Origin of the sequence: Mycolicibacterium agri (assembly GCF_002553505.1) — a bacterium.
Lineage (GTDB): Bacteria > Actinomycetota > Actinomycetes > Mycobacteriales > Mycobacteriaceae > Mycobacterium > Mycobacterium agri.
In genome coordinates this window covers 25,462-44,974 of sequence record NZ_PDCP01000006.1, presented here as the reverse complement: position 1 = coordinate 44,974, position 19,513 = coordinate 25,462, and the positions used below count along the sequence as shown (strand labels likewise).

At 66.2% G+C, this 19,513-nt stretch carries 18 protein-coding genes; 4 read left to right on the top strand and 14 right to left on the bottom strand.

Annotation, left to right across the window (positions count from 1 at the left end):
• Nucleotides 1–14 precede the first annotated feature (14 nt).
• Nucleotides 15–1,811 carry a long-chain-fatty-acid--CoA ligase FadD2 gene (gene fadD2 / locus CQY20_RS05040; RefSeq protein WP_097938644.1) on the top strand — a complete coding sequence of 599 codons (1,797 nt, stop codon included), beginning with the start codon at nt 15–17 and terminating at the stop codon, nt 1,809–1,811.
• 15 nt (nt 1,812–1,826) lie between these two features.
• Here the strand turns inward: fadD2 and CQY20_RS05035 are convergent, their stop codons facing one another.
• The 10 genes from CQY20_RS05035 to CQY20_RS04990 all read right to left on the bottom strand — a co-directional run bounded on the left by CQY20_RS05035 (nt 1,827) and on the right by CQY20_RS04990 (nt 11,785).
• Nucleotides 1,827–2,147, bottom strand: coding sequence for a hypothetical protein (locus tag CQY20_RS05035; RefSeq protein ID WP_097938642.1), 321 nt, complete (start codon nt 2,145–2,147; stop codon nt 1,827–1,829).
• A 35-nt stretch (nt 2,148–2,182) separates the two neighbouring features.
• Nucleotides 2,183–2,467, bottom strand: coding sequence for a hypothetical protein (locus CQY20_RS05030; protein ID WP_165789240.1), 285 nt, complete (start codon nt 2,465–2,467; stop codon nt 2,183–2,185).
• A 57-nt stretch (nt 2,468–2,524) separates the two neighbouring features.
• On the bottom strand, nt 2,525–3,208 hold the full coding sequence (locus tag CQY20_RS05025) for an esterase (protein ID WP_097938640.1): 684 nt from the start codon (nt 3,206–3,208) through the stop codon (nt 2,525–2,527).
• A gap of 29 nt (nt 3,209–3,237) precedes the next feature.
• Nucleotides 3,238–4,254 (bottom strand): aminotransferase class IV, encoded by a 1,017-nt coding sequence (locus CQY20_RS05020; RefSeq protein WP_097938638.1) that lies wholly within the window; start codon nt 4,252–4,254, stop codon nt 3,238–3,240.
• On the bottom strand, nt 4,255–5,757 hold the full coding sequence (locus CQY20_RS05015) for an APC family permease (RefSeq protein WP_097938637.1): 1,503 nt from the start codon (nt 5,755–5,757) through the stop codon (nt 4,255–4,257).
• A 101-nt stretch (nt 5,758–5,858) separates the two neighbouring features.
• On the bottom strand, nt 5,859–6,761 hold the full coding sequence (locus CQY20_RS05010; protein ID WP_097938635.1) for a LysR family transcriptional regulator: 903 nt from the start codon (nt 6,759–6,761) through the stop codon (nt 5,859–5,861).
• Nucleotides 6,762–6,815: 54 nt separating this feature from the next.
• Nucleotides 6,816–9,011, bottom strand: coding sequence for an acyl-CoA dehydrogenase family protein (locus tag CQY20_RS05005; RefSeq protein ID WP_097938633.1), 2,196 nt, complete (start codon nt 9,009–9,011; stop codon nt 6,816–6,818).
• A 64-nt stretch (nt 9,012–9,075) separates the two neighbouring features.
• Entirely contained in the window at nt 9,076–10,041 is a 966-nt protein-coding gene (locus tag CQY20_RS05000; protein ID WP_234816103.1) for a 2-hydroxyacid dehydrogenase, read from the bottom strand.
• Nucleotides 10,017–11,156, bottom strand: coding sequence for an alpha/beta hydrolase (locus CQY20_RS04995; RefSeq protein WP_097938631.1), 1,140 nt, complete (start codon nt 11,154–11,156; stop codon nt 10,017–10,019). The genes CQY20_RS05000 and CQY20_RS04995 overlap by 25 nt, the downstream gene beginning before the upstream one ends.
• Nucleotides 11,153–11,785: a TetR/AcrR family transcriptional regulator gene (locus CQY20_RS04990; protein WP_097938629.1), complete on the bottom strand. Its 633-nt coding sequence runs from the start codon at nt 11,783–11,785 to the stop codon at nt 11,153–11,155. The genes CQY20_RS04995 and CQY20_RS04990 overlap by 4 nt, the downstream gene beginning before the upstream one ends.
• A 110-nt stretch (nt 11,786–11,895) precedes the next feature.
• Here CQY20_RS04990 and CQY20_RS04985 point away from each other — a divergent pair, with 110 nt between their 5' ends.
• Nucleotides 11,896–12,474, top strand: a complete 579-nt coding sequence (locus CQY20_RS04985) for a VOC family protein (RefSeq protein ID WP_097938627.1) — start codon at nt 11,896–11,898, stop codon at nt 12,472–12,474.
• On the opposite strand, the gene CQY20_RS04980 is transcribed toward CQY20_RS04985, so the two are convergent.
• Nucleotides 12,471–13,091: a TetR/AcrR family transcriptional regulator gene (locus CQY20_RS04980; protein ID WP_097938625.1), complete on the bottom strand. Its 621-nt coding sequence runs from the start codon at nt 13,089–13,091 to the stop codon at nt 12,471–12,473. The two genes, CQY20_RS04985 and CQY20_RS04980, sit on opposite strands and share 4 nt — an antisense overlap.
• 74 nt (nt 13,092–13,165) lie before the next feature.
• Between CQY20_RS04980 and CQY20_RS04975 the strand changes: the two genes are divergently transcribed.
• Complete coding sequence (locus CQY20_RS04975) at nt 13,166–14,020, top strand: oxygenase MpaB family protein (protein ID WP_097938623.1); 855 nt, start codon at nt 13,166–13,168, stop codon at nt 14,018–14,020.
• Here the strand turns inward: CQY20_RS04975 and CQY20_RS04970 are convergent, their stop codons facing one another.
• Nucleotides 14,021–15,349, bottom strand: coding sequence for an alpha/beta fold hydrolase (locus tag CQY20_RS04970; protein ID WP_097938621.1), 1,329 nt, complete (start codon nt 15,347–15,349; stop codon nt 14,021–14,023).
• Nucleotides 15,350–15,411: 62 nt separating this feature from the next.
• Between CQY20_RS04970 and CQY20_RS04965 the strand changes: the two genes are divergently transcribed.
• Nucleotides 15,412–16,305, top strand: a complete 894-nt coding sequence (locus tag CQY20_RS04965) for a class I SAM-dependent methyltransferase (protein WP_097938619.1) — start codon at nt 15,412–15,414, stop codon at nt 16,303–16,305.
• A 31-nt stretch (nt 16,306–16,336) separates the two neighbouring features.
• Here the strand turns inward: CQY20_RS04965 and CQY20_RS04960 are convergent, their stop codons facing one another.
• Nucleotides 16,337–17,536 (bottom strand): alpha/beta hydrolase family protein, encoded by a 1,200-nt coding sequence (locus CQY20_RS04960; RefSeq protein WP_097938791.1) that lies wholly within the window; start codon nt 17,534–17,536, stop codon nt 16,337–16,339.
• 33 nt (nt 17,537–17,569) lie between these two features.
• Entirely contained in the window at nt 17,570–19,462 is a 1,893-nt protein-coding gene (locus CQY20_RS04955) for an ArnT family glycosyltransferase (RefSeq protein WP_097938789.1), read from the bottom strand.
• Nucleotides 19,463–19,513 lie beyond the last annotated feature (51 nt).

The following is a 19,513-nucleotide window of genomic DNA, read 5'->3' as shown; positions in this document are numbered from 1 at the left end:
CATATGGTGTTCACATGCCGAACCTCACCGATATTCCGCTGGCGGCAGCGGCCAAAGTCCAGCAGACCGTCGGGAAGTCCCTTGGGACGTCCATCGGAAAGTATGTGGAGCGCGGCGCCGCCGAACTGCACTACGCCCGCAAAATGTTTGAAGCCGGCGCGCTGAAGCTGGAGCCGCCGCAGGACATCGTCGCGTTCATCGCCGACATCCGCCGGTGGGGAGAGTTCGGCATGATCCCAGCGCTCAACGCCCGCCGCACCCCCAACCGCACGGCCGTCATCGACGACTTCGGCGAGATCACCTTCAAGGAACTCGACGACGCCGCCCACGCCGTCGCCAACGGTCTGCTGGCGATGGGCATCCGCGGCGGGGACGGGGTGGCGATCCTGGCGCGCAACCACCGCTGGTTCTTGATCGCCGTCTACGGCGCGGCCCGCGTCGGCGCCCGCATCATCCTGTTGAACAGCGAGTTCTCCGGCCCGCAGATCAAAGAGGTGTCCGAACGCGAGGGCGCCAAGGTGATCATCTACGACGACGAGTACACCAAAGCGGTCGCCAAGGCAGAGCCGCCGCAGGGCAAGCTGCGCGCATTGGGCACCAACCCCGACAAGGACGAGCCGTCGGGCAGCACCGACGAGACGCTGGAAGACCTGATCGCGCGCAGCAGTACCAAACCGGCGCCGAAGGCGACCAGGCACTCGTCGATCATCATCCTGACCAGCGGCACCACCGGCACACCGAAGGGCGCCAACCGAAGCACCCCGCCGACCCTCGCGCCGATCGGCGGCATCCTGTCGCACGTGCCGTTCAAGGCCAACGAGGTGACGTCGCTGCCCGCACCGATGTTCCACGCGCTCGGCTTCCTGCACGCCACCATCGCGATGATGCTCGGCTCCACGCTGGTGCTGCGGCGCCGCTTCAAGCCGGCCACCGTGCTGGCCGACATCGAAAAGCACCGCGTCACCGCGATGGTCGTGGTACCCGTCATGCTGTCGCGGATACTCGACCATCTGGAGAAGATGGACAAGAAGCCGGATCTGTCGTCGCTGCGGATCGTGTTCGTGTCCGGCTCGCAGCTGGGCGCCGAACTTGCACAACGCGCGATGAAGGACCTCGGCCCGGTCATCTACAACATGTACGGCTCGACGGAGATCGCGTTCGCCACGATCGCGCGGCCCAGGGATCTGTCCATCAATCCGGCCACCGTCGGACCCGTCGTCAAGGGTGTCAAGGTCAAGATCCTCGACGAGAACGGCAATGAGGTGCCGCGCGGCGAGGTGGGCCGCATCTTCGTCGGCAACACCTTCCCGTTCGAGGGCTACACCGGCGGCGGCCACAAGCAGATCATCGACGGGCTGATGTCGTCGGGCGACGTCGGCTACTTCGACGAGAACGGCCTGCTATACGTCAGCGGCCGCGACGACGAAATGATCGTCTCCGGCGGTGAGAACGTGTTCCCCGCCGAGGTCGAAGACCTCATCAGCGGCCACCCCGAGGTCGTCGAGGCCACCGCGGTCGGCGTCGAGGACAAGGAGTGGGGGCATCGGCTGCGCGCGTTCGTCGTGAAGGCCGAAGGCGCCAGCATCGACGAGGAGGGAATCAAGACCTACGTCAAAGAGAACCTGGCGCGCTACAAGGTGCCGCGTGAGGTGATCTTCCTCGATGAACTGCCGCGCAACCCGACGGGCAAGATCCTCAAGCGCGAGCTTCGTGACATTTCCGTCGGCGGAGCCGACGAGAAAACAACGGTTGAGGGAGCCGACGAGAAAACAACGGCCGGCGGAGAGGGCGAGAAAGCCAAGACGCAGTAACGGTTTTGGCGGCCGTTAGCCGCCGAACCGTGCGGCCGCATAGGGAATCGACAGGCACACCAGCATCAGGGTGAGCAGAAACCAGCCCGCGCCCTGCCATATCGGCCACGTGCCACCAGCACGCCAGACGCGGTAGGCCTTGAACATGGCGCCGACGCCGCCGAGAAACAGAATCGTGGGGACCAGGGCGGCCAACAGCACCGAGCCCCTGTCGACGAGACCGAAGACCGCGAACGCGATGCCGGCCAGCACGATCACGGTGACGCCGTACTTGACGGCTTGCCGGAACGCGGTCGGATCGTGCCAACGCTTCTCAACATCTCTGGCGTTGCTCATGGTTTATCCCGTTCCCTTGACGGGCGTTTCGAAACTCAGTACGGGGGATTCACGTACCAGGCCAGACAACCCGGGTGGTTGCGGCAGGCGATGATCGCGCCGGCGTCGGGAGCAGCCCCGCGCACCCTGGGCTGGCGGGGCGGCAAATTGCAGTTGACCACATACGGGTTCCACGGGATGACACCGTTGACGCACGGCCGCGGCTGTGCAGACGCCCGCGGCGCCGCGTCCTGAACCAGGGCGGGTGCGGCTATCAGAAATGATGCGGCCGCTGCGGCGGCCGTTACCAGGCGCAGGATGCCTCGTCGGAAAGTTCTCATCGCTACCGCCAACAACTTTGAAAAGCTATCTATTTCACAGCATAGCCCCAGACAGCCCTATACAGCCAGCGGCGGAATGGCCGATCTTGGCACCTGAACCGTTTGCGCGCCCGCGGCGCCGGCCATCAGTTCGCCGCGGTCGAAGAAGAACACGAGTTCGGTCGGGGTGATCGCGAACTTGCGGTACTTGGACGGGTCCATGCCATCGGTCTCGATGACCGGCTCGGACATGCCGGTCTCCGCGGCGAGTTCGCGCTGCACGATCGGGAAGATCGCCTCGAGCGGTTTGGCGCCCGGCGCGAAGAGGTCGTCGAATTCGATCGGACGGTTGCGCACCGTGTCGTAGTTGAACGTCTTGTACCAGGTGTCTGGATGCGCTCCACCGAGATCCTGATAGATCTCGAACGACACCGAGCGGGTGGTGTCAGACGACCACAGCGTGACCTTCATGTCGAGTGCGTAGGGCACGTTGCCGAAGCTCGGCGTCTGCGTCGCGTTGAGGAAACCGGTCCGCGTCTGCGCGACGAAGTCGTCGACGGCCGCCTGGTCGGGAAAGTCGACGGGAAATGACATGTCGAGCACGTAATTCGGCTCGGTGTCGTGCACCCGGCACAGCCCTTCGGGTTCGTCGGCGCCGTTGAGTTCGACGCACAGGGTGGCCGCGTGCGCGGTCGCAGGCGCCAGCGGTTGTGCCACAAGCAGACCCATCGCCGCCGAAGCGGCCAGCACGCTACGCATCATGATCGCAGCGTAGCCGCGCTGGCGACGTGTCAGTACTCGATCTGCTCGATCAGCGGCGACGGTTCGTCCATCAGGGTCCAAAACCGGTCGCGGATAGCAGTTGTCACGCGGCCGGGGGTGCCGTCGCCGACCGGCTCACCGTCGAGCGAGACGATCGGCGTTACCCCGCCCGCGGTTGTCACGGCCATCACTTCGTCGGCATCGTAAAGTTCGCGGCTTGTCACATCACGCAGCGTGGCCTCGATGCCCATGTCGTCGGCGATTTCGAACACCGTCTTGCGTGTGATGCCTGGCAGCGCGTTACGTGACGGCGACGCGAGCTTGCCGTCCTTGACGACGACCACGTTGAACCCGGGTCCTTCGGCGACGCAGTTGTCGGCGTCCATCAGGATCGCCGTGCGCGCGCCCCGGTCCTTGGCTTCGAAACTGGCAGCCGTGAGATCGCCCCACTGGTAGTTCTTGATGGTCGGGTCGACGGTGTTGCGCCCGGCGCGGCGCACGTGCCGCGGCACGATCGCGGTCGTGCCGAAGATCTGCTCGTCGGGCGGGAACGCCCACAGGTACGGGATCGCATAGATGTAGACCTGATGGGTGAGTTTCGTCAAATCCTTCTCGCCCTTGCGTTTTCCGTATCCGCGGGTGATCGTCAGGTTGACATAGGACTCTCGCAGCTGCGACATGCTGACGCAGCGCTTGGTGATGTCGGCCAGCTCGGCCTTGGTGTAGCCGGGGTCGAGGCGCAGCTTACGCGCGCCGTCGAGCAGCCGGTCCAGGTGGTCGCCCAGCCGAAAGATGTTGCCGTGCCAGACATGTGCGACGGTATAGGTCAGGTCGGAATGACCGAATCCGGTGTCGAAGATCGAGATCCGCGCCTCCGATGCGGGCACGTACTCGCCCTCGATCCAGGCCGCCCCGCCGGCGAACGGGCTGGAGGTGTCCAATTCGTAGTCGCTGTACTGGATCACCGAGCCGGGTGGCGTGTCCTCCCGGATGGCGCCGGGTTCGACGGCGACGAGGTTGCTTGCGCCCGTATCTGTGAGAGTCATTTAAAGTCCTTTCGTTGCAGCGTAATTGGCACCCGCATCGCCGGCCCGCAGCCGTGACCGCAGGCCTGTGGCCCACCAGCCCGCGGCTACCGCGACCACGCCGAGGAAGACCCACTTGTTGCTGGTGAACTGGGGGAGGAACAGTAGCGCGACGGCGACGGCCAGGAACACCGCCAGTGCGGTGACATACAGCGGCAGCCGCCAGCGGCCGAGGTCGAACGTGCCGGGTTCGGCGGCGGGGATGGTGCCCTTGCGGTAGCCGATCAGCAGTCCGATGGTCTGCAGGATGTAGACGAAGAAGAACAGCAGCGACGCGATGCCGATGATGTAGTTGAACGCCTTCTCGTTGACCAGGGCCGACAACAGCAGCACCGTGGACAGGCAACCGAGCCCGATCACCGCGTAGTTCGGTGTCTTTGTCTTCGTCGAAACGTGCCGCCACACCGCCGAGAACGGCAGCATGTTGTCACGGGCCATCGAATAGGTCAGCCTTGTAGCGACCAGAATATTGGCCAGCAGGCAAGCCAGGATATTCGTCAGGGCGACGGCCACAACGATTCTCGTCATCACCGGACCGGCCTGCTGGTTGATGATCTCCTCGATCGGAGCGGCGGCGTTGGCCTCGACGGCATCAGCGTCGCGGATCGCGAGCACGTAGACGATGTACATCAGCAACTCGATGACGATCGACGTCACCAGCGCGTAGAACATCGTCTTCGGCACTACGTAGCGCGCGTTCTTGGTCTCCTCGGCGACGTCGGCCCCTGACTCCACACCAATCAGGCCGAAGAACGGTCCCAGCGCAGCGGCCAGCCACGCGAGCATGTAGGAATCCTTTTCGCCTGCTTCGCCGCCGGTGAACAGCGCCGAGATCGGCTGGTGGTTCTCCGGCGCCGAGAACGCGATGATCGCGACGAGAGCCGTTGCGCCGACAGTGATCAGCAGCTCGAGGCTGACGCCGATGTTGTTGACCATGGTCGCGAAGCGCACGCCGTAGATGTTGATGAGCACGCACAGGAACACCACGCCGATGGCGACGAGGATCTGCTCGGTCTGGCTCATGCTCCAGCCGAACAACCCGCCCAGATAGCCGGACAGGATGAACCCGACGCCGGTCATGCCGCACACCCAGCCCATCAATGCGATGAAGCCGGTGAACCAGCCGAGGTCGGGGCCGTTGATCCGGCTGATCCACTGATACGAGTAGCCGGCCAACGGCAGCTTGGCCGTCAGGTCCGCGGCGATGAACGCCCAGAGCGAGAAGACGGCGCCTGCGAGCAGCAGCGTCCAGACGAACGGCCCGCCCGCCGTGAAGTATCCGGCGCCGAACCCGGTGAAGACCGCCGTCGTCGCGCTGATCGTGGCGAATCCGATTGCGAAGGAGGCCAGCGTGCCCACGGATCGGTCGAGCCGCTGTGTGTAACCGAGCTCGGCGAGCTTGGCGTCTTCCGGGTTGGCCGCAAGCGGCACTTTCGCATCGGTGGCGGGAACGACGTCGGTCATGGCTCCTCCAGCGCAGAAGGGTCACACGGGTGCTGACAGAAAACCGTGCCTGCGCCGCCTCGCGGAAGTTCCGAAATCTGATTACTGATAAACCCTGTTTATCAGTAATACGTCGCTGGTCGTTCCGTCGCCTGACCTTCGCCGAACCCCCACTCCTCCCGGACATGGCGCACCAGCTCGGCGGCCTCGTGGGACAGGCCGGCCGGATGCCACGCCAGCGCCGTGTAGCTCGGGGGCCGGTCGGTGATCGGGACGTAGACGATGCCCTGCCGGTCGTAGAGCCGGGCGCTGGCTTCGCTGGTGAAGCTGATGCCGAGCCCGCGGGCGATGGTGGTGGTCTCCTCCTCGTAGGTCGCCGCGACCGCCGCGATCGTCGGCGGTTTACCGTCCCGCGCGTCCATCGCCATCCAGTAGTCACGCCATCTACCGGCGGTGCTCGGCGCCACGACAACCGGCTCGTCGAGCAGTTCGGCTGTTGTCAGCTCGGTCCGATGCGCCAGGTGATGGTCACGCGGCAGGCACGCCATCCAGCTCTCGGCGTCGAGGATGAACATCCGGTGCTCGGGCAGATCCACCGGCGGCCGGATGATCGCCACCTCGGTGCTGCCGTCGGCCAGCCCGGCGGTGGGATCGGAGAAGTCGAATTCCTTTGGCTCGACGGTGATCTCGGGATGGGCGGACTCGAAGTGGCGGACCAACCGGAACACCAGGTCGGCACCGGTGCCGATGAGATAGCCCAACCGGATCCGCCGGTACTGCGCCGAGAGCGCGATCAGATCCTCGACCGCGGAGTCGATTCCGCGAAGCGCCTTGCGCACCTTGGGCAGCCACGCGGCACCCAGCTCGGTGAGCGCGACCTCGCGGGTGTTGCGGCGCAACAGCAGAACGCCGAGCTGGTGTTCGAGCTGTTTGATCGCCGTGGACAGCGCAGGTTGGGTGATGTACAGCCGCTCGGCGGCACGCCGGTAGTTCAGTTCCTCGCCGAGGACGGCGAAGTACCGCAGTTGTCGAAGCGTGACGTCCCCGGCCGTCGCAGTACTCCCGTCGTACGGATCGTCCTACGGATCGCGCGGCAGACCCAACAGGCGCTCGGCGATGATGTTGAGCTGCACCTCCGAGGTGCCACCGTAAATCGTGGTCGCGCGGCTGTACAGCAGATGCTCCGCCCACTTGCCGGGCAGGCTCTCCGGGTCACCGATCGCGCCGTCGGTGCCGAAGGTCGACAGCGCCCATTCGGCGTAGCCCTGACCGGTGCGCATGCTCAGCAGCTTGGAGATCGCCGCGGCGGGCATCGGATCACCGCCTGCCAGCGTCAACAGCGTCGAGCGCATGTTCAGGATCTTGGCGGCATGTCCCTCGGCGATCAGCCGGCCGGCCTGGTTCTGGGCGATCTGGTCGAGCTGGCCGTCGCGCACGAACTCGACGAGCCCGTCGAGGCTTGCCATGCCCGGCGGCTCGGTGTTGCCGATCGACACCCGCTCATTGGTCAGGGTGTTGCGGCTGACCTCCCAGCCGCGGTTCACCTCACCCAGCACACAGTCGTCAGGCACGAACACGTCGTCGATGAAGACGGTGTTGAACATCGCGTTGCCGGTCAGTTCCCGCAACGGCTTCACCTCGACGCCTTCGCTGCTCATGTCGAGCAGGAAGTAGGTGATGCCGTTGTGCTTGGGCGCATTCGGATCAGTGCGCGCCAGCAGCGCACCCCACTGCGAGTACTGCGCGGCCGTGGTCCAGATCTTCTGGCCGGTGATGCGCCAACCGCCGTCGACCTTGGTCGCCTTGGTGGACAGGCTGGCCAGATCGGAGCCCGCGCCGGGCTCGGAAAACAGCTGACACCAGATCATTTCGCCGCGGAATGTCGGCGGCAGGAACTTCTGCTTCTGCTCCTCGGTGCCGAACGCGACGATCGACGGGATGATCCACGCTGCGATGCCCATCTGGGGTCGCTTCACCCGGCCGCTGGTGAACTCCTGGGCGATGATGATCTGCTCGATGGGGTCGGACGCGCGCCCCCACGGCCGGGGCAGGTGCGGCTGCACCCAGCCGCCCTCGGCGATCGCGGTGTCGCGCTCGGGGCCACGCGGAATCGCTTTCAGCGCAGCCACTTCCGCGCGGATCTCCTCACGCAGCTTCTCGGTCTCCGGATCGAGATCGATGTTGAGCTTGCGCATCCCCGAAGTGGTCGCGGTGTCGACCACCAGTTGCGGATAGTCGGCCGCGCGACCGAAGCTGGCGACCAGCACCAGCGCGCGGCGGTAATAGATGTTGCAGTCGTGTTCCCAGGTGAACCCGATGCCGCCGTGCACCTGGATGCAGTCCTGCGCACAGCGTTGCGCCGCGGCGGGCGCAAGGGTCGCGGCGACGGCGGCAGCGAACTCGAAAGCGCTTTCGGCCGAGGCGTTTTTGCGTGTCTCGTCGATCGCGCGGGCGGCATCCCAGACCGCCGCGGTCGCGCGTTCGGTGTCGGCGATCATCTCGGCGCACTTGTGCTTGATGGCCTGGAACTGGCCGATCGGCCTGCCGAACTGTTCGCGGATCTTCGCGTACGCCGCGGCGGTGTCGGTGGCCCACCGGGCGACGCCGATCGCTTCCGCCGACAGCAGCGTGCTCATCAGCGCCCTGGCCAACTCGCGGCTCAGGCTGCTCAGCACACGGTCTTCACCGATCTCAACGGCGTTGGCGCGCACATGGGCCAGCGGCCGCAGCGGGTCGATGCTTCGCACCGGCTCGATCTCAAGCTGGTGAGAGTCGAGGACCACCCACTCCTCGCCGCTGTCGATCGCCACCGGCAGCACGAGCACCGAGGCCTGCGCGACCGCGGGCACCGCGCGCACCTCGCCGCGGATGACCAGGCCGTCCCCGTGCCGGGTGGCGGTCAAGCCGGAGTCGATGGCGTATGCGGCGATCACGTCGCCGGAGGCCAGGTCGCGCAGCAGCGACGTTTCGGGATCGTGCGCGGAGATCAGCGCGCTGGCGATCGCGGACGGCACGAACGGGCCGGGCACCGCACCGTAGCCGAATTCGGCGATAACGATCGCGAGTTCGAGGATGCCGAAGCCCTGTCCGCCGACGGCCTCCGAGAGGTGCACGCCCTGCAGGCCCTGCTCGGCCGCGGATTTCCAGTACGGCGGGGGATTGGGAATCGGCGTCTCGAGCGCGTCGTGCAGGACCTCGGACGGTGCCACCCGCGCCACCAGGGACCGAACGGAATCGGCGAGGTCGTTGTGCTCAGGATTGATTGCTATGGGCATGGATGCACCTTCTCGTGGGGCCTTCCCTACGTCTTCCCTAATAACCGGTCGGTTGGGAACGAGATTACTCGGGCGGGTTGACGACGTTGCGCAGGTCCTGCCCGTCGCGCAGGCGCCGGCAGTTGTCGACGGCTTCGCCCAGGTAGCGCCGCATGGTGTCGACGGTGTACCAGCTGACATGCGGTGTCAGCACGACGTTGTCCAGGCCGAGGAGCGGGCTGTCGTCGGGTACCGGCTCGACCGCGAACACGTCGAGGCCAGCGGCGGCGATCTGCCCGCTGCGCAGCGCGTCGACCAGTGCATCCTCGTCGATGATCGGTCCGCGTGAGGTGTTGACGACGACCGCGCCCGGCTTCATCTGCGCGAACGCGTCGGCGTCGAGCAACCCCGAGGTGTCCGCGGTCAGCGGCAGGTGCAGCGAGACGATGTCGCTGGCGGCCAGCAGGTTGGGCAGGGTGCGCCACCCGGAATGGCCGTCGTCTTTGGTGCTGGTGTGCAGGACGTCGGCACCCATCGCGGCGACGATGTTCTCCACACTTCTGGCGATGTTGCCGTAGCCGACCAATCCGACGGTGCAGCCGCCGATGTCGCGCACCGTCTCACCGAGGCTGGGATCGGCAGGCCAGCCCCTGCCCGCCCTGGTGGCCCGGTCCAGCTCGATCAACCGGCGCAGCGCGGCCAGCATCAGCAGCACGGTGCCTTCGGCGACCGAGGCGGCATTGGCGCCGGGCATGTTGGCCACCGCGATGCCCAGGCGGGTGGCGGCCGCGACGTCGATGGTGTTCACCCCTGCGCCGAGTTTGTGCACCAGCCTGCACCTGCCCGCGGCCTCCAGATCGGCGGCCGACAGCGGCCGAAGCACGTGCCAGATCACCTCGGCGTGCGGGAGCTCGCGATAGAAGGTCTCGTCGTCGTCCTCGGCGCAGTACCGGATGTCGAGCCAATCACGCTCGGGCTCAACAAACTTCAGAACACGCTCGCCGGGAACGAAATGGGCCAGAACCCTCAGCGCCACCGCTTCGCGATCCACCTGGCGATCGTATCGGCCTTCTCGCTGCGCGCCCCAGGTGTGGTGAAGTAGTGGTCGGTGTCAATGGAGCACAGGGTCTTGTCCCTGCTGCCCAACGCGTCGTAGATGCGCTTGGCGTCGGACGGGTACACGCCGGTGTCCTGTTCGGCGTTGATCACCAGCGCCGGACAGTCGATGAGGGCCAGATGAGGTTCGGCCCGCGTCTGCGCGTGCCGCAGGCTCCACATCCCGAGCCAGCTGCGCAGCGTGGACGCCGCCGCGATGCCGTGCGCGGACCGGTTGGCCTTGGCGGGCTCGCCGACATAGCACATGTTCGGCGGGCGTTTGGTGGGTTCCTGCGTGGGATCCACCATGCGGGGGTCGGCCCAGGTGCGCAGCACCGTGAACGGTCGATCGGAGTAGCCGGCGGCGCGCACCCGCTTGAATTCCCGCTCCGCCCAATCGGTTATCGCGTTGTTGCGCGCGACCTGCGCCGAGCGGTAGCGCTTGACGAACTCCTCGCTGAACGGCGGTCCGTTCTTGGGGTTGAACAGGTCCAGGTCGGGATCCGTTGCGATGGGGTCGTTTTCGTCAACGACCGACGCGTCCATCCATGCGGTCAGCACGTCCGGTCTGCCCGGGTGCGCCGCGCTGGCCACGTAACCGTCGGCGGGCGGCAGATCCAGCAGTCCGGCGGCCGGACGCATCCCGTCCAGCGGATTGACGTGCGGGGTGACCGCCTGCGCCTGATAGGCCGCCATCAACGAGCCGCCACCGGAATTGCCCAGCAATACCACCGTTTCCACGCCCTGGACCTCGCGGAGCCATCGGACGCCGACGCCGATGTCGACGAGCGCGTGGTCCAGCAGGAAGCTGCTCTCGAAGCCGCGGAAGCGGGTGTTCCAGCCGAGGAAACCGATGCCGCGCGTGGCCATGTAGTCGGCGAGATAGTGCTCGGAGAAGTCGATCTGGTAGTGCGCGGCGATCATCGCCACCTTGGGCTTGCGCCCCACGCCACGGTGATACAGGCCCTGGCATGGATGACCGCCCGACCCGGCTCGCCGCGCGGTCGGAGAGTCCAGTCCGACGAACTCGCGCAGCACTCCGGGGGTGCTCGACGACGGTGTCCTTGTCATGCCGGTCCCGCCTCCTTGTAGTAGAGCGTCCGGTGAAAGACCTTGGCCAGCGTGGTGATGCATGCGGCGTCGTCAACCACGCTCGCCCTGCCATCACCGAAGAAGTGGTGGTAGCAGAACCGATCGAGCATCGAAAGCAACGCCAACGCGGTGAGCTCAGGATCGTCGCCTTCGCAGAAACCGTCGCGTTGGGCGCCCCTGACCGCTCTCGTGATCATCGCCAGCGGCAATGAACAGATCTCATTCCAGTAGTGCGCGAAGTCCTGGTTCACCATTGCCAGTTGAGACACGCTGATGATCTCGGCGAGCCTGCTGCGGTAGGTGTTCCAGTAGGCGGCCGCCGCCTCGTACGACCGCTCCCGGTTAGTGAGGCCAGGCTTACTTGCCTCACGTGCGCGCTCGTTGGCCTCGGCGATGAACTGGCGGGCCCATATGCGCGCCATCGATTCCTTGGAGTCGTAGTAGTTGTAGAACGACGCCGTCGACTTGCCCGCCTCCGTGGCGATGTCTGAAACCGTGGTCGCCAGAAATCCTTTGCGCGCGATGACCGCTCGTGCCGCGGCGTCGATCGCCGCCTGTGTCCGCCGCCCTCGCAAGGTCAGCAACTGTTCGCGCGAACTGACCGTCACGGTACTCCTTCGCCGGGCCTGTACGGTCATTGCTACAACTTGACGCTGATGTTAGATTCAGCTTTCTGTCTCGGCAGCACTTTCGCTCAGTCGGCCGGAGAGTTGATGAAATGATCAAGCCCGACAACCCCAATCCCGAATTCGAGCTCGGCGGCATCAATCATGTGGCGCTGGTGTGCTCGGACATGCAGAAGACCGTCGACTTCTATTCCGGCGTGCTGGGGATGCCGCTGATCAAATCGCTCGACCTGCCGGGAGGCATGGGTCAGCACTTCTTCTTCGACGCCGGCAACGGCGACTGCGTGGCGTTCTTCTGGTTTGCCGACGCGCCGGACCGCGTCCCCGGCATCTCTTCGCCCGCCGCCATTCCCGGCATCGGTGAGATCACCAGTGCGGTCAGCTCGATGAACCATCTCGCGTTCCACGTGCCCGCCGAGAAGTTCGACGAGTACCGACAGCGGCTCAAGGACAAGGGTGTGCGGGTCGGACCGGTACTGAACCACGACGAGAGCGAAGCTCAGGTGTCGCCGACGGTGCATCCCGGCGTCTACGTACGGTCGTTCTACTTCCAGGATCCCGACGGCATCACGCTTGAATTCGCCTGCTGGGTCAAGGAATTCACTGAAGCTGACACGCAGACGAAACCGAAGACGGCGGCCGACCGGCGGCCGCGCGTTCCGGCAGGCTAGTCGAGATACAGCTTCCGGTCGGCGAGTTGGTCGAGCAGTGCGCTGAGCTGATCGACCAGCTGGTCAGCGGTCAGCGTGATCACGCCGGCAAGCCAGCTGCCGATGGTCTGCACCACGCCGCCGACGACGAAATAACTGGTCGCCCGGAGCTTGTCGGTTTCGGGCACCTGCAGGGCGCTCATCGCTTGCTGGGCCGACAGCATCGCCATCAACGCGGTGGCTTCGATGCGCTTGCGCGCCAGCGCCGGATTGGCCAACTGTGAACTGAACAGCAGTCGCCCGATCCGGGGGTCGTCGATGATCGTCGAGACGATGTTGGCCATGGCGGCGCGGGTCTGCTCTTCGGGCCTGGCGGCCGACACCGCGGCCTGAGTGGTGGCGGCGATGTCGGCGATCACCCAGTCGAAAACCGCAACGACGAACTCGTCCTTGTCGGCGAAGCTCTCGTAGAAGTAGCGAGCGGTCAGCCCGGAGCGCTTGCACACGGCACGCACCGTCAACTCGGCGTGGTCAGAATCCGAGCCGAGGATGTCCAAGCCTGCGTTCAGCAGTCGCGACCGGCGTTCGGCCTGGCGGTCGGCTGCCTGCACACCGCGGTAGGGCCGCACGCTCACCATCTTGACAGCGTCTCTCGACCACGGGCAAAATATTTGAAAACATCTGTTATCACTTTTACCGGTAGGTGGAATCAATGGCGATCCTGCAGACCCGCGGCCCACTGCTCCGCCGCCGACCGGACGCCGTCGGCGGCATGTTGGGTGTCGGCCTGCTGGCCGGGGCCGCCAACGTGATCATGCAGTTGTCCCGGCCCGGCGTGGGCTACGGCGTGGTGGAAAGCCGGGTGGAGAGCGGCCGCATCGACCGGCATCCGATCAAGCGGGCGCGCACGACGTTCACCTATCTCGCCGTGGCGGCGCAGGGCACGCCGGAGCAGAAGGCGGCTTTTCGCCGTGCGGTCAACCGCCAGCACGCGCAGGTGTATTCGACCGACGAAAGCCCGGTGTCCTACAACGCATTCGACCCCGAACTTCAGCTGTGGGTCGGCGCCTGCCTGTACAAGGGCGTGCGCGACGTCTACCGGATCTTCGTTGGCGAACCGGACGACGAAGCGGAAGAGCTTCTGATGGAGGAGGGCATCGGGCTCGGCACGATGCTGCAGGTGCCCCGTGAGATGTGGCCCGCCGACCAGGCCGCCTTCGACGGGTTCTGGGAGGAGTCGATGGCCAAGGTGCACATCGACGACAGGGTGCGCGACTTCCTCATGCCGATTGCGATGGGACGTGTGCGCAAGGTCAAGCTGCCCGCGCCACTGCAGCGCCGGCTCGACGACATCAACCTGCTCATCACGACCGGCTTTCTGCCGCAACGCTTCCGCGACGAGATGCGGCTGCCGTGGGATGAGCAAAGGCAACGCCGGTTTGATCGCTTGATGCGGCGCATAAAGTTCGTCAACGACCTGATGCCGAAGTTCGTTCGCGAGTTCCCATTCAACGTGCTACTCAAGGATCTCGACTGGCGGATCCGTACCGGGCGACCCCTGGTTTAGTCATCCCGCGGTGACGCGGTAGACGTCGATCACCTCCGGCAGGCCCTTGAAGGCTTGCGGGCCAACGCTTTCGAACACCACGCCGGAGCCGGCAGCGAGATCGTGCACGGTGCGGGTGCACAGGATCTCGGCGGCACCTGCCATCGAGCACACACGCGCGCCGGTGTGCACCGCCAGCCCGCTCCACTCGTCGCCGCGGTGTTCGCATTCGCCGACGTGCAACCCCGCGCGAATCCGCAGGCCACGAGACGCGAGCGTGGGCACCAGTTCGAGCGCGCAGCGCGCCGCCCGGCTCGGCACGTCGAACAGCGCGAACACCCCGTCGCCGGTGTGGTTGGCCCGTCGACCGCCGTGTTTGGTCAGTAGCGCGTCGACGATGCCGTCGTGGACATCGAGTTGATGACGCCAGTACTCATCGCCCGACGCGCTGAGTTGCTCGGTCGAGCTGACGATGTCGGTGAACAGCACCGTGGCCAGAATGCGTTCATTGGTTGCTGCACAAGGACTTTCACAGAAGTTCAACAACTTCTCGATGAGCAGGTCGACGATGTCGAAGGCGTGATGCTCGCCCGGTGGAAGCGTGAGGAGTTCCGCACCGGGTATGCCGTTCGCGAGCGCCACCGACGCCTCGTAGGGCACCATGTGGTCGCCGGGTCTGGCGGCCACGACGGTGGGCACCGCGACGCGGCCGATCACGTCGCGCACGTCTTCGGCGAGGTAGGCCCGCCACAACAAAGCGGCCATGGCCGGGCTGGCGAGTGAGGACTCCACCCGGCCCCACTGTTCGCGTACGCCGGGAACCTGGGCCGACTCGCCGAACACCAAGTCGGCGAACGCGCCTTCGCCCCAGCGCTCGTCGATCTCGTGCAGGTATTGCTCCACCTGTCGGCCGGTGAATCCCCACGGGAAATCCGGAGCCTGGGTGAAGCGGGCCGCGGTGGCGTACAGGAACAGTGACCGGAGCCTGTCGGCATGCCGGGTCGCCAATGCGAGCGCTGTCATTCCGCCGGTGAAGAGTCCGAGGAGAATCGGTTGTTGCGCGCCCACGGCGTCGATGACGCAGACGAGATCGTTCACCCGGTCATCGAGCGTGGGCGCCCGCAGCACCGGATCGGACAAACCGGTTCCACGGCCGTCGTAGACGGCGACGCGCAACTGTTGGGACAGCCGTTGGACGGCGACGCACCACGGGAATGCGGGGTCGTCGTAGCGGTCGATGCTGCTGAACACGGTGGGCACCCACACCAGCGTCGGCTCGCTGTCGCCGTACACGCGGTAAGCCAGCCTGACATCACCGTTGCGGACATAGCGCACGCGCCCGTCGCCCACCGAATCATGGTGACAGCTGGCACGTCGGCGCGCTGACAGAATGCTCGGGTATAACCGGGCTTATGCGAGCCGACAACGACACCTGGGACATCACGACGAGCGTTGGCGCCACCGCCTTGTTCGTCGCGGCCTCACGCGCGCTGGAGGCCAACAAGCCGGCCCCACTCGTCGTCGACCCGTATGCCGAGACGTTCTGCCGTGCGGTTGGCGGCGAGTGGGCGGACATCCTGGACGGCAAGGCCCCCGACAACAAGCTGATGTCGGAGTTCGGCGAACACTTCGTCAACTACCAGGCGGTGCGGACCAAGTTCTTCGACACTTGTCTCTACGCCGCCGCCGACGCGGGCGTCCGCCAGATCGTGATTCCCGCGGCGGGTTTGGACTCCCGCGCCTACCGGCTCGCCTGGCCCGCAGGCACCGTGGTGTTCGAACTGGATCAACCGCAGGTGCTGCAGTTCAAGCGCGACGTCCTCGACTCCCGGGACGAAACCCCGACCGCCGAACGTCGAGAGGTCGCCGTCGATCTGCGCGAGGACTGGCCGCGGGCGCTGCTTGGAGCCGGCCTCGATCCCGCAGCGCCGTCGGCGTGGCTGGTCGAGGGTCTGCTGATCTACCTTCCCGCCGCCGCGCAGCGCCAGCTTTTTACCGGTATCGACGATCTGTCGGCGCCCCGCAGCCACGTCGCCGTGGAGGAGGCCGGTCCGATGACCGAGGCCGACTTCGAGAAGGCCCGCGAGCAGGAGCGGGCCGAGGGCAACGAGGGCCAGTTCTTCAGCCTGATCTACAACGAGCAACACGCACCCGCCGAGGAATGGTTCGGCAATCGCGGATGGCGAACCGAAGCGGTGTCGTTGCCGGATTACTGCCGGCGCAACGACCGGCCGGTGCCCGGTCCAGACTCTGAAGCAGCGGCGATGTTCAGCGACATCAGGTTGGTCAACGCCGTCAAGACGTGAGCCGGTTCGCTGCGAACATCTTGGCGCCGCGTCAACTGAACATGAAGCCGCGCATGAAGCGCGTCATTCTCCGCAGATAGTCGGGCTGGCTGACGTGCAGGATGTGATTGCCCGGGAACCAGTGAAACGCGCACCGGCCCCAGTGCTCCCACAGCACCTGCGCCTGCTGCGGCGGCGCCAACCGGTCGCCAAGACCGGCGATGATCAGCCGACGGTCCTTCGGCACCATCGGAGAGTAGTTCAGTGGCGAATGGAACATTGCTGCAGCGCTTGATAGTTCACGTTCGGTGCTCGTGATCCTGTCGCCGAGCGCGACCAGCATGTTGGCCGGCCACCACTCTTCGACCAACGCATCGGGCATCACCACCGGAACGTTCGGGATCACCGCCTGGATACGGTCGTCGACACTGGCGATCAACGCCGAGGTGTAGCCGCCCAGCGACATCCCGGTCAGCGCGATTCGGTCGACGCCGGTGAACTCCAGATAATCGATCATTGACCGGAAGTCGTGCACGGCCTGCGTCATGGCCTCGGCGAACCCGGCGAACCCGTTGGCGAACAACCCGTAACCGCTGTACGGCGAATACTTTTCGGCGCGGCGGCCGTGAAACGGCATGGTGTACAACAGCACGTCGTAGCCCGACCGGTAGAAGTACGGCAGCGAGAAGAACATGCCGTTGAGCAGGTAGGCTGATCCCATGAATCCGTGAATCACGCACAAAGTCGGGTGGGGACCGTCGTCGTGGCGCCAATGCTGGGCATGCACAACGTTGTTGCGGGCATACGAGCCGCATTTGTCGCGCATCGCCGGATTGACGGCCGCGAAGCTGCTCTTGAACTTCAGGTTGTGCACGCGGCCGTTGGCCATCCATTCCGCCACCGGATTAGCAGGCCGCGACGAGATTCGCGGCGGCTCCGTCGGCGCCGGAAACGACAGCGCAGGATCCTTGGCGGCGGCCATTTCGGCGTAGAAGCGCAGCGCGTCGCGTTGCGCCGACGCCTTCGGCCGGTCCAGCACCGACATGGCGACCTGCGGCAGCATCGCCGCGCCGACCACCGACGCCAACGCCGTGCGCAAGCCGAGATCGGCCACCGCGGAGGAGTCGACGATCAGCCGCTGCCGGAGCGTCAGGTCGCCGCGTCTCGGCAGGCCTCGCGCGGTCGCGTCGGCGCCGGGAACGTCGGGAACCGGGATGGGCGGGTCGACGGCGTCGTCGGATCCCGGGGAGATGGACACGGGCCGATGGTAGCCACCGCAGAAACGCTACGTCAGGCGGTACACCGTGGTCTGGCCGATCACCGTGCCCGGATAGTGCTTGGCCACCCATTCGGCGATCTCGCGGGTGTGAGTCCCGGTGTGGTTCGGGCCGAAGATCACCTCACCGTGGCCGCCACCTGGAGTGTCCCGGCGCCGTCCCGCCTCTGAATAGTCGTCTCGGCGTCCCGCCTCTGAATAGTCGTCTCGGCGTCCCGCCTCGGAATCGTCGTCTCGGCGTCCCGCCTCGATGTAGTAGGTGATGCGGCCCGCCCGCACGTCGTCGATGAAGGTCTGCAGGGTGGGCACCGGGTCGCCGCTCCATCCGCCGATCGCCATCACCGGTGTGCCCGAGGAGATTTCCAGCGCGGCCGCCGACTGCGACCCGTTGGTCGCCGCCGACCATTCGGTCGTGGTGGCGGCCAACTCCTTGGCGAGTTGCGCGTTGCTGGCCTCGTCACCGGTCCAATCGTGCGGTGGGCCAGCGGTCGACGCCAGCGCGGTCGGAATCGTGCCGTGGTGCGGCGTGGTGGCCGTGGCGATCGCATACGCGACCGTGCCGCAGCCCGCGGCCAGCACGCCGACCGCGACCCCGGCGGCGCCGAGCCGGCGCGCACCAAGCCCCAGCACCGTGACCGCGGCGACGACCGCGACAACGACAAGGCACCGCGTCAGCCATGTCGGCCAGAAGGCGTTGCGGTGCAGCAGTATTGCGGACCAGGCGGCGGTCATGGCGATCATCGCGGCCAGTACCACGCGGCCGTCCCATCGGGCCCGGTCCCGCCATGCCCACGCCGCGCCGATGCCGACCAGGCCCGCAACCGCAGGGGCCATCGCGACCGTGTAATACGGGTGCACCATGCCGTCCATGTAACTGAACACGAGGCCGCTGACCAGCAGCCAACCCGTGAACATGGTCAACGCGGCCTTCTCGCCACGGCCGAGCCGGCTACGCAACAGCAGGTAGACACCGAATGCGGCGGCCAGCAGAGCCGCGGGCAGTAGCCAGGACACCTCGTTGGCCATCTCCGCGGTGAAGAGCCGGTGCGGTCCTGGCATGCCGCCGAGCCTGGACCATGCGTGCGACACCGCCCTTTTGTGGCCCAGTATCCGGCTCATGCCGTTGTAGCCGACCGCCAGTTGCAGCACGGTATTGTCCGTCGAACCGCCGATGTAGGGGCGCTGCGTCGGCGGAATCAGCGCGACCGCGAGCACCCACCATCCCGCGGCGGCGACCAGTGCACCCGCCGCCGCGAGCAGGTGGACGAGCCTGTGACGCCAACTCGTCGGCGCGACAAGCAGATACGTCAGCGCGAAACCGGGCAGCGGAAGAAAGCCCTCGAACATCTTGGTCAGAAACGCCACCCCCATCGCCACACCGGTCAGCGCCAGCCACCGCCAGGATGCCGTCGCGACGGCGCGGGTCAGGCAGTACGCCGCAACGGTCAGCACGAGCGCCAGCAGCGCGTCGGGGTTGTTGAAGCGGAAGATCAGCGCCGCGGCGGGCGTGCCTGCCAGCGCCGCGCCCGCGAGCAGTCCGGCCGCCGTGCCGATGCGGTCGCCGCCGAAGGCCCTGCGCACGGTGGCGTAAAGGACTCCCACCGAGGCCGCACCCATCAAAGCCTGCGGCGCCAGCACCGACCAGGTGTTCATGCCGAACAGGCGGACCGCGAGCCCGGTCACCCACAGCGACGCCGGAGGCTTGTCGACGGTGATGAAGTTGTGCGCATCGAGCGAGCCGAAGAACCAGGCCGACCAGCTTTGTGCGCCCGCCTGCGCCGCGGCGGCGTAGAAGAGGTTGCCGTACCCGCTCGCCGACAGGTTCACCAGGTACAGCGCTGCCGTGGCGATGAGCAGCGCGGCGAGCACGATTCGCGGACGCCTGTCAATGACGGCAGTCATGACGATCACCGTGCCGCGCATTGCTGTCGTGCAGGCTTGGTCGCCGCTGTG

Coding starts and splice junctions, on each gene's coding strand:
- CQY20_RS04995 (WP_097938631.1), bottom strand. CDS start 11,156: ATGACAAGGACACCGTCGTCGAGCACCCCCGGAGTGCTGCGCGAGTTC.
- CQY20_RS04975 (WP_097938623.1), top strand. CDS start 13,166: ATGGCGATCCTGCAGACCCGCGGCCCACTGCTCCGCCGCCGACCGGAC.
- CQY20_RS05025 (WP_097938640.1), bottom strand. CDS start 3,208: ATGATGCGTAGCGTGCTGGCCGCTTCGGCGGCGATGGGTCTGCTTGTG.
- fadD2 (WP_097938644.1), top strand. CDS start 15: ATGCCGAACCTCACCGATATTCCGCTGGCGGCAGCGGCCAAAGTCCAG.
- CQY20_RS05035 (WP_097938642.1), bottom strand. CDS start 2,147: ATGAGCAACGCCAGAGATGTTGAGAAGCGTTGGCACGATCCGACCGCG.
- CQY20_RS05005 (WP_097938633.1), bottom strand. CDS start 9,011: ATGCCCATAGCAATCAATCCTGAGCACAACGACCTCGCCGATTCCGTT.
- CQY20_RS05015 (WP_097938637.1), bottom strand. CDS start 5,757: ATGACCGACGTCGTTCCCGCCACCGATGCGAAAGTGCCGCTTGCGGCC.
- CQY20_RS04980 (WP_097938625.1), bottom strand. CDS start 13,091: ATGGTGAGCGTGCGGCCCTACCGCGGTGTGCAGGCAGCCGACCGCCAG.
- CQY20_RS05030 (WP_165789240.1), bottom strand. CDS start 2,467: ATGAGAACTTTCCGACGAGGCATCCTGCGCCTGGTAACGGCCGCCGCA.
- CQY20_RS04955 (WP_097938789.1), bottom strand. CDS start 19,462: ATGACTGCCGTCATTGACAGGCGTCCGCGAATCGTGCTCGCCGCGCTG.
- CQY20_RS04965 (WP_097938619.1), top strand. CDS start 15,412: ATGCGAGCCGACAACGACACCTGGGACATCACGACGAGCGTTGGCGCC.
- CQY20_RS04985 (WP_097938627.1), top strand. CDS start 11,896: ATGATCAAGCCCGACAACCCCAATCCCGAATTCGAGCTCGGCGGCATC.
- CQY20_RS05020 (WP_097938638.1), bottom strand. CDS start 4,254: ATGACTCTCACAGATACGGGCGCAAGCAACCTCGTCGCCGTCGAACCC.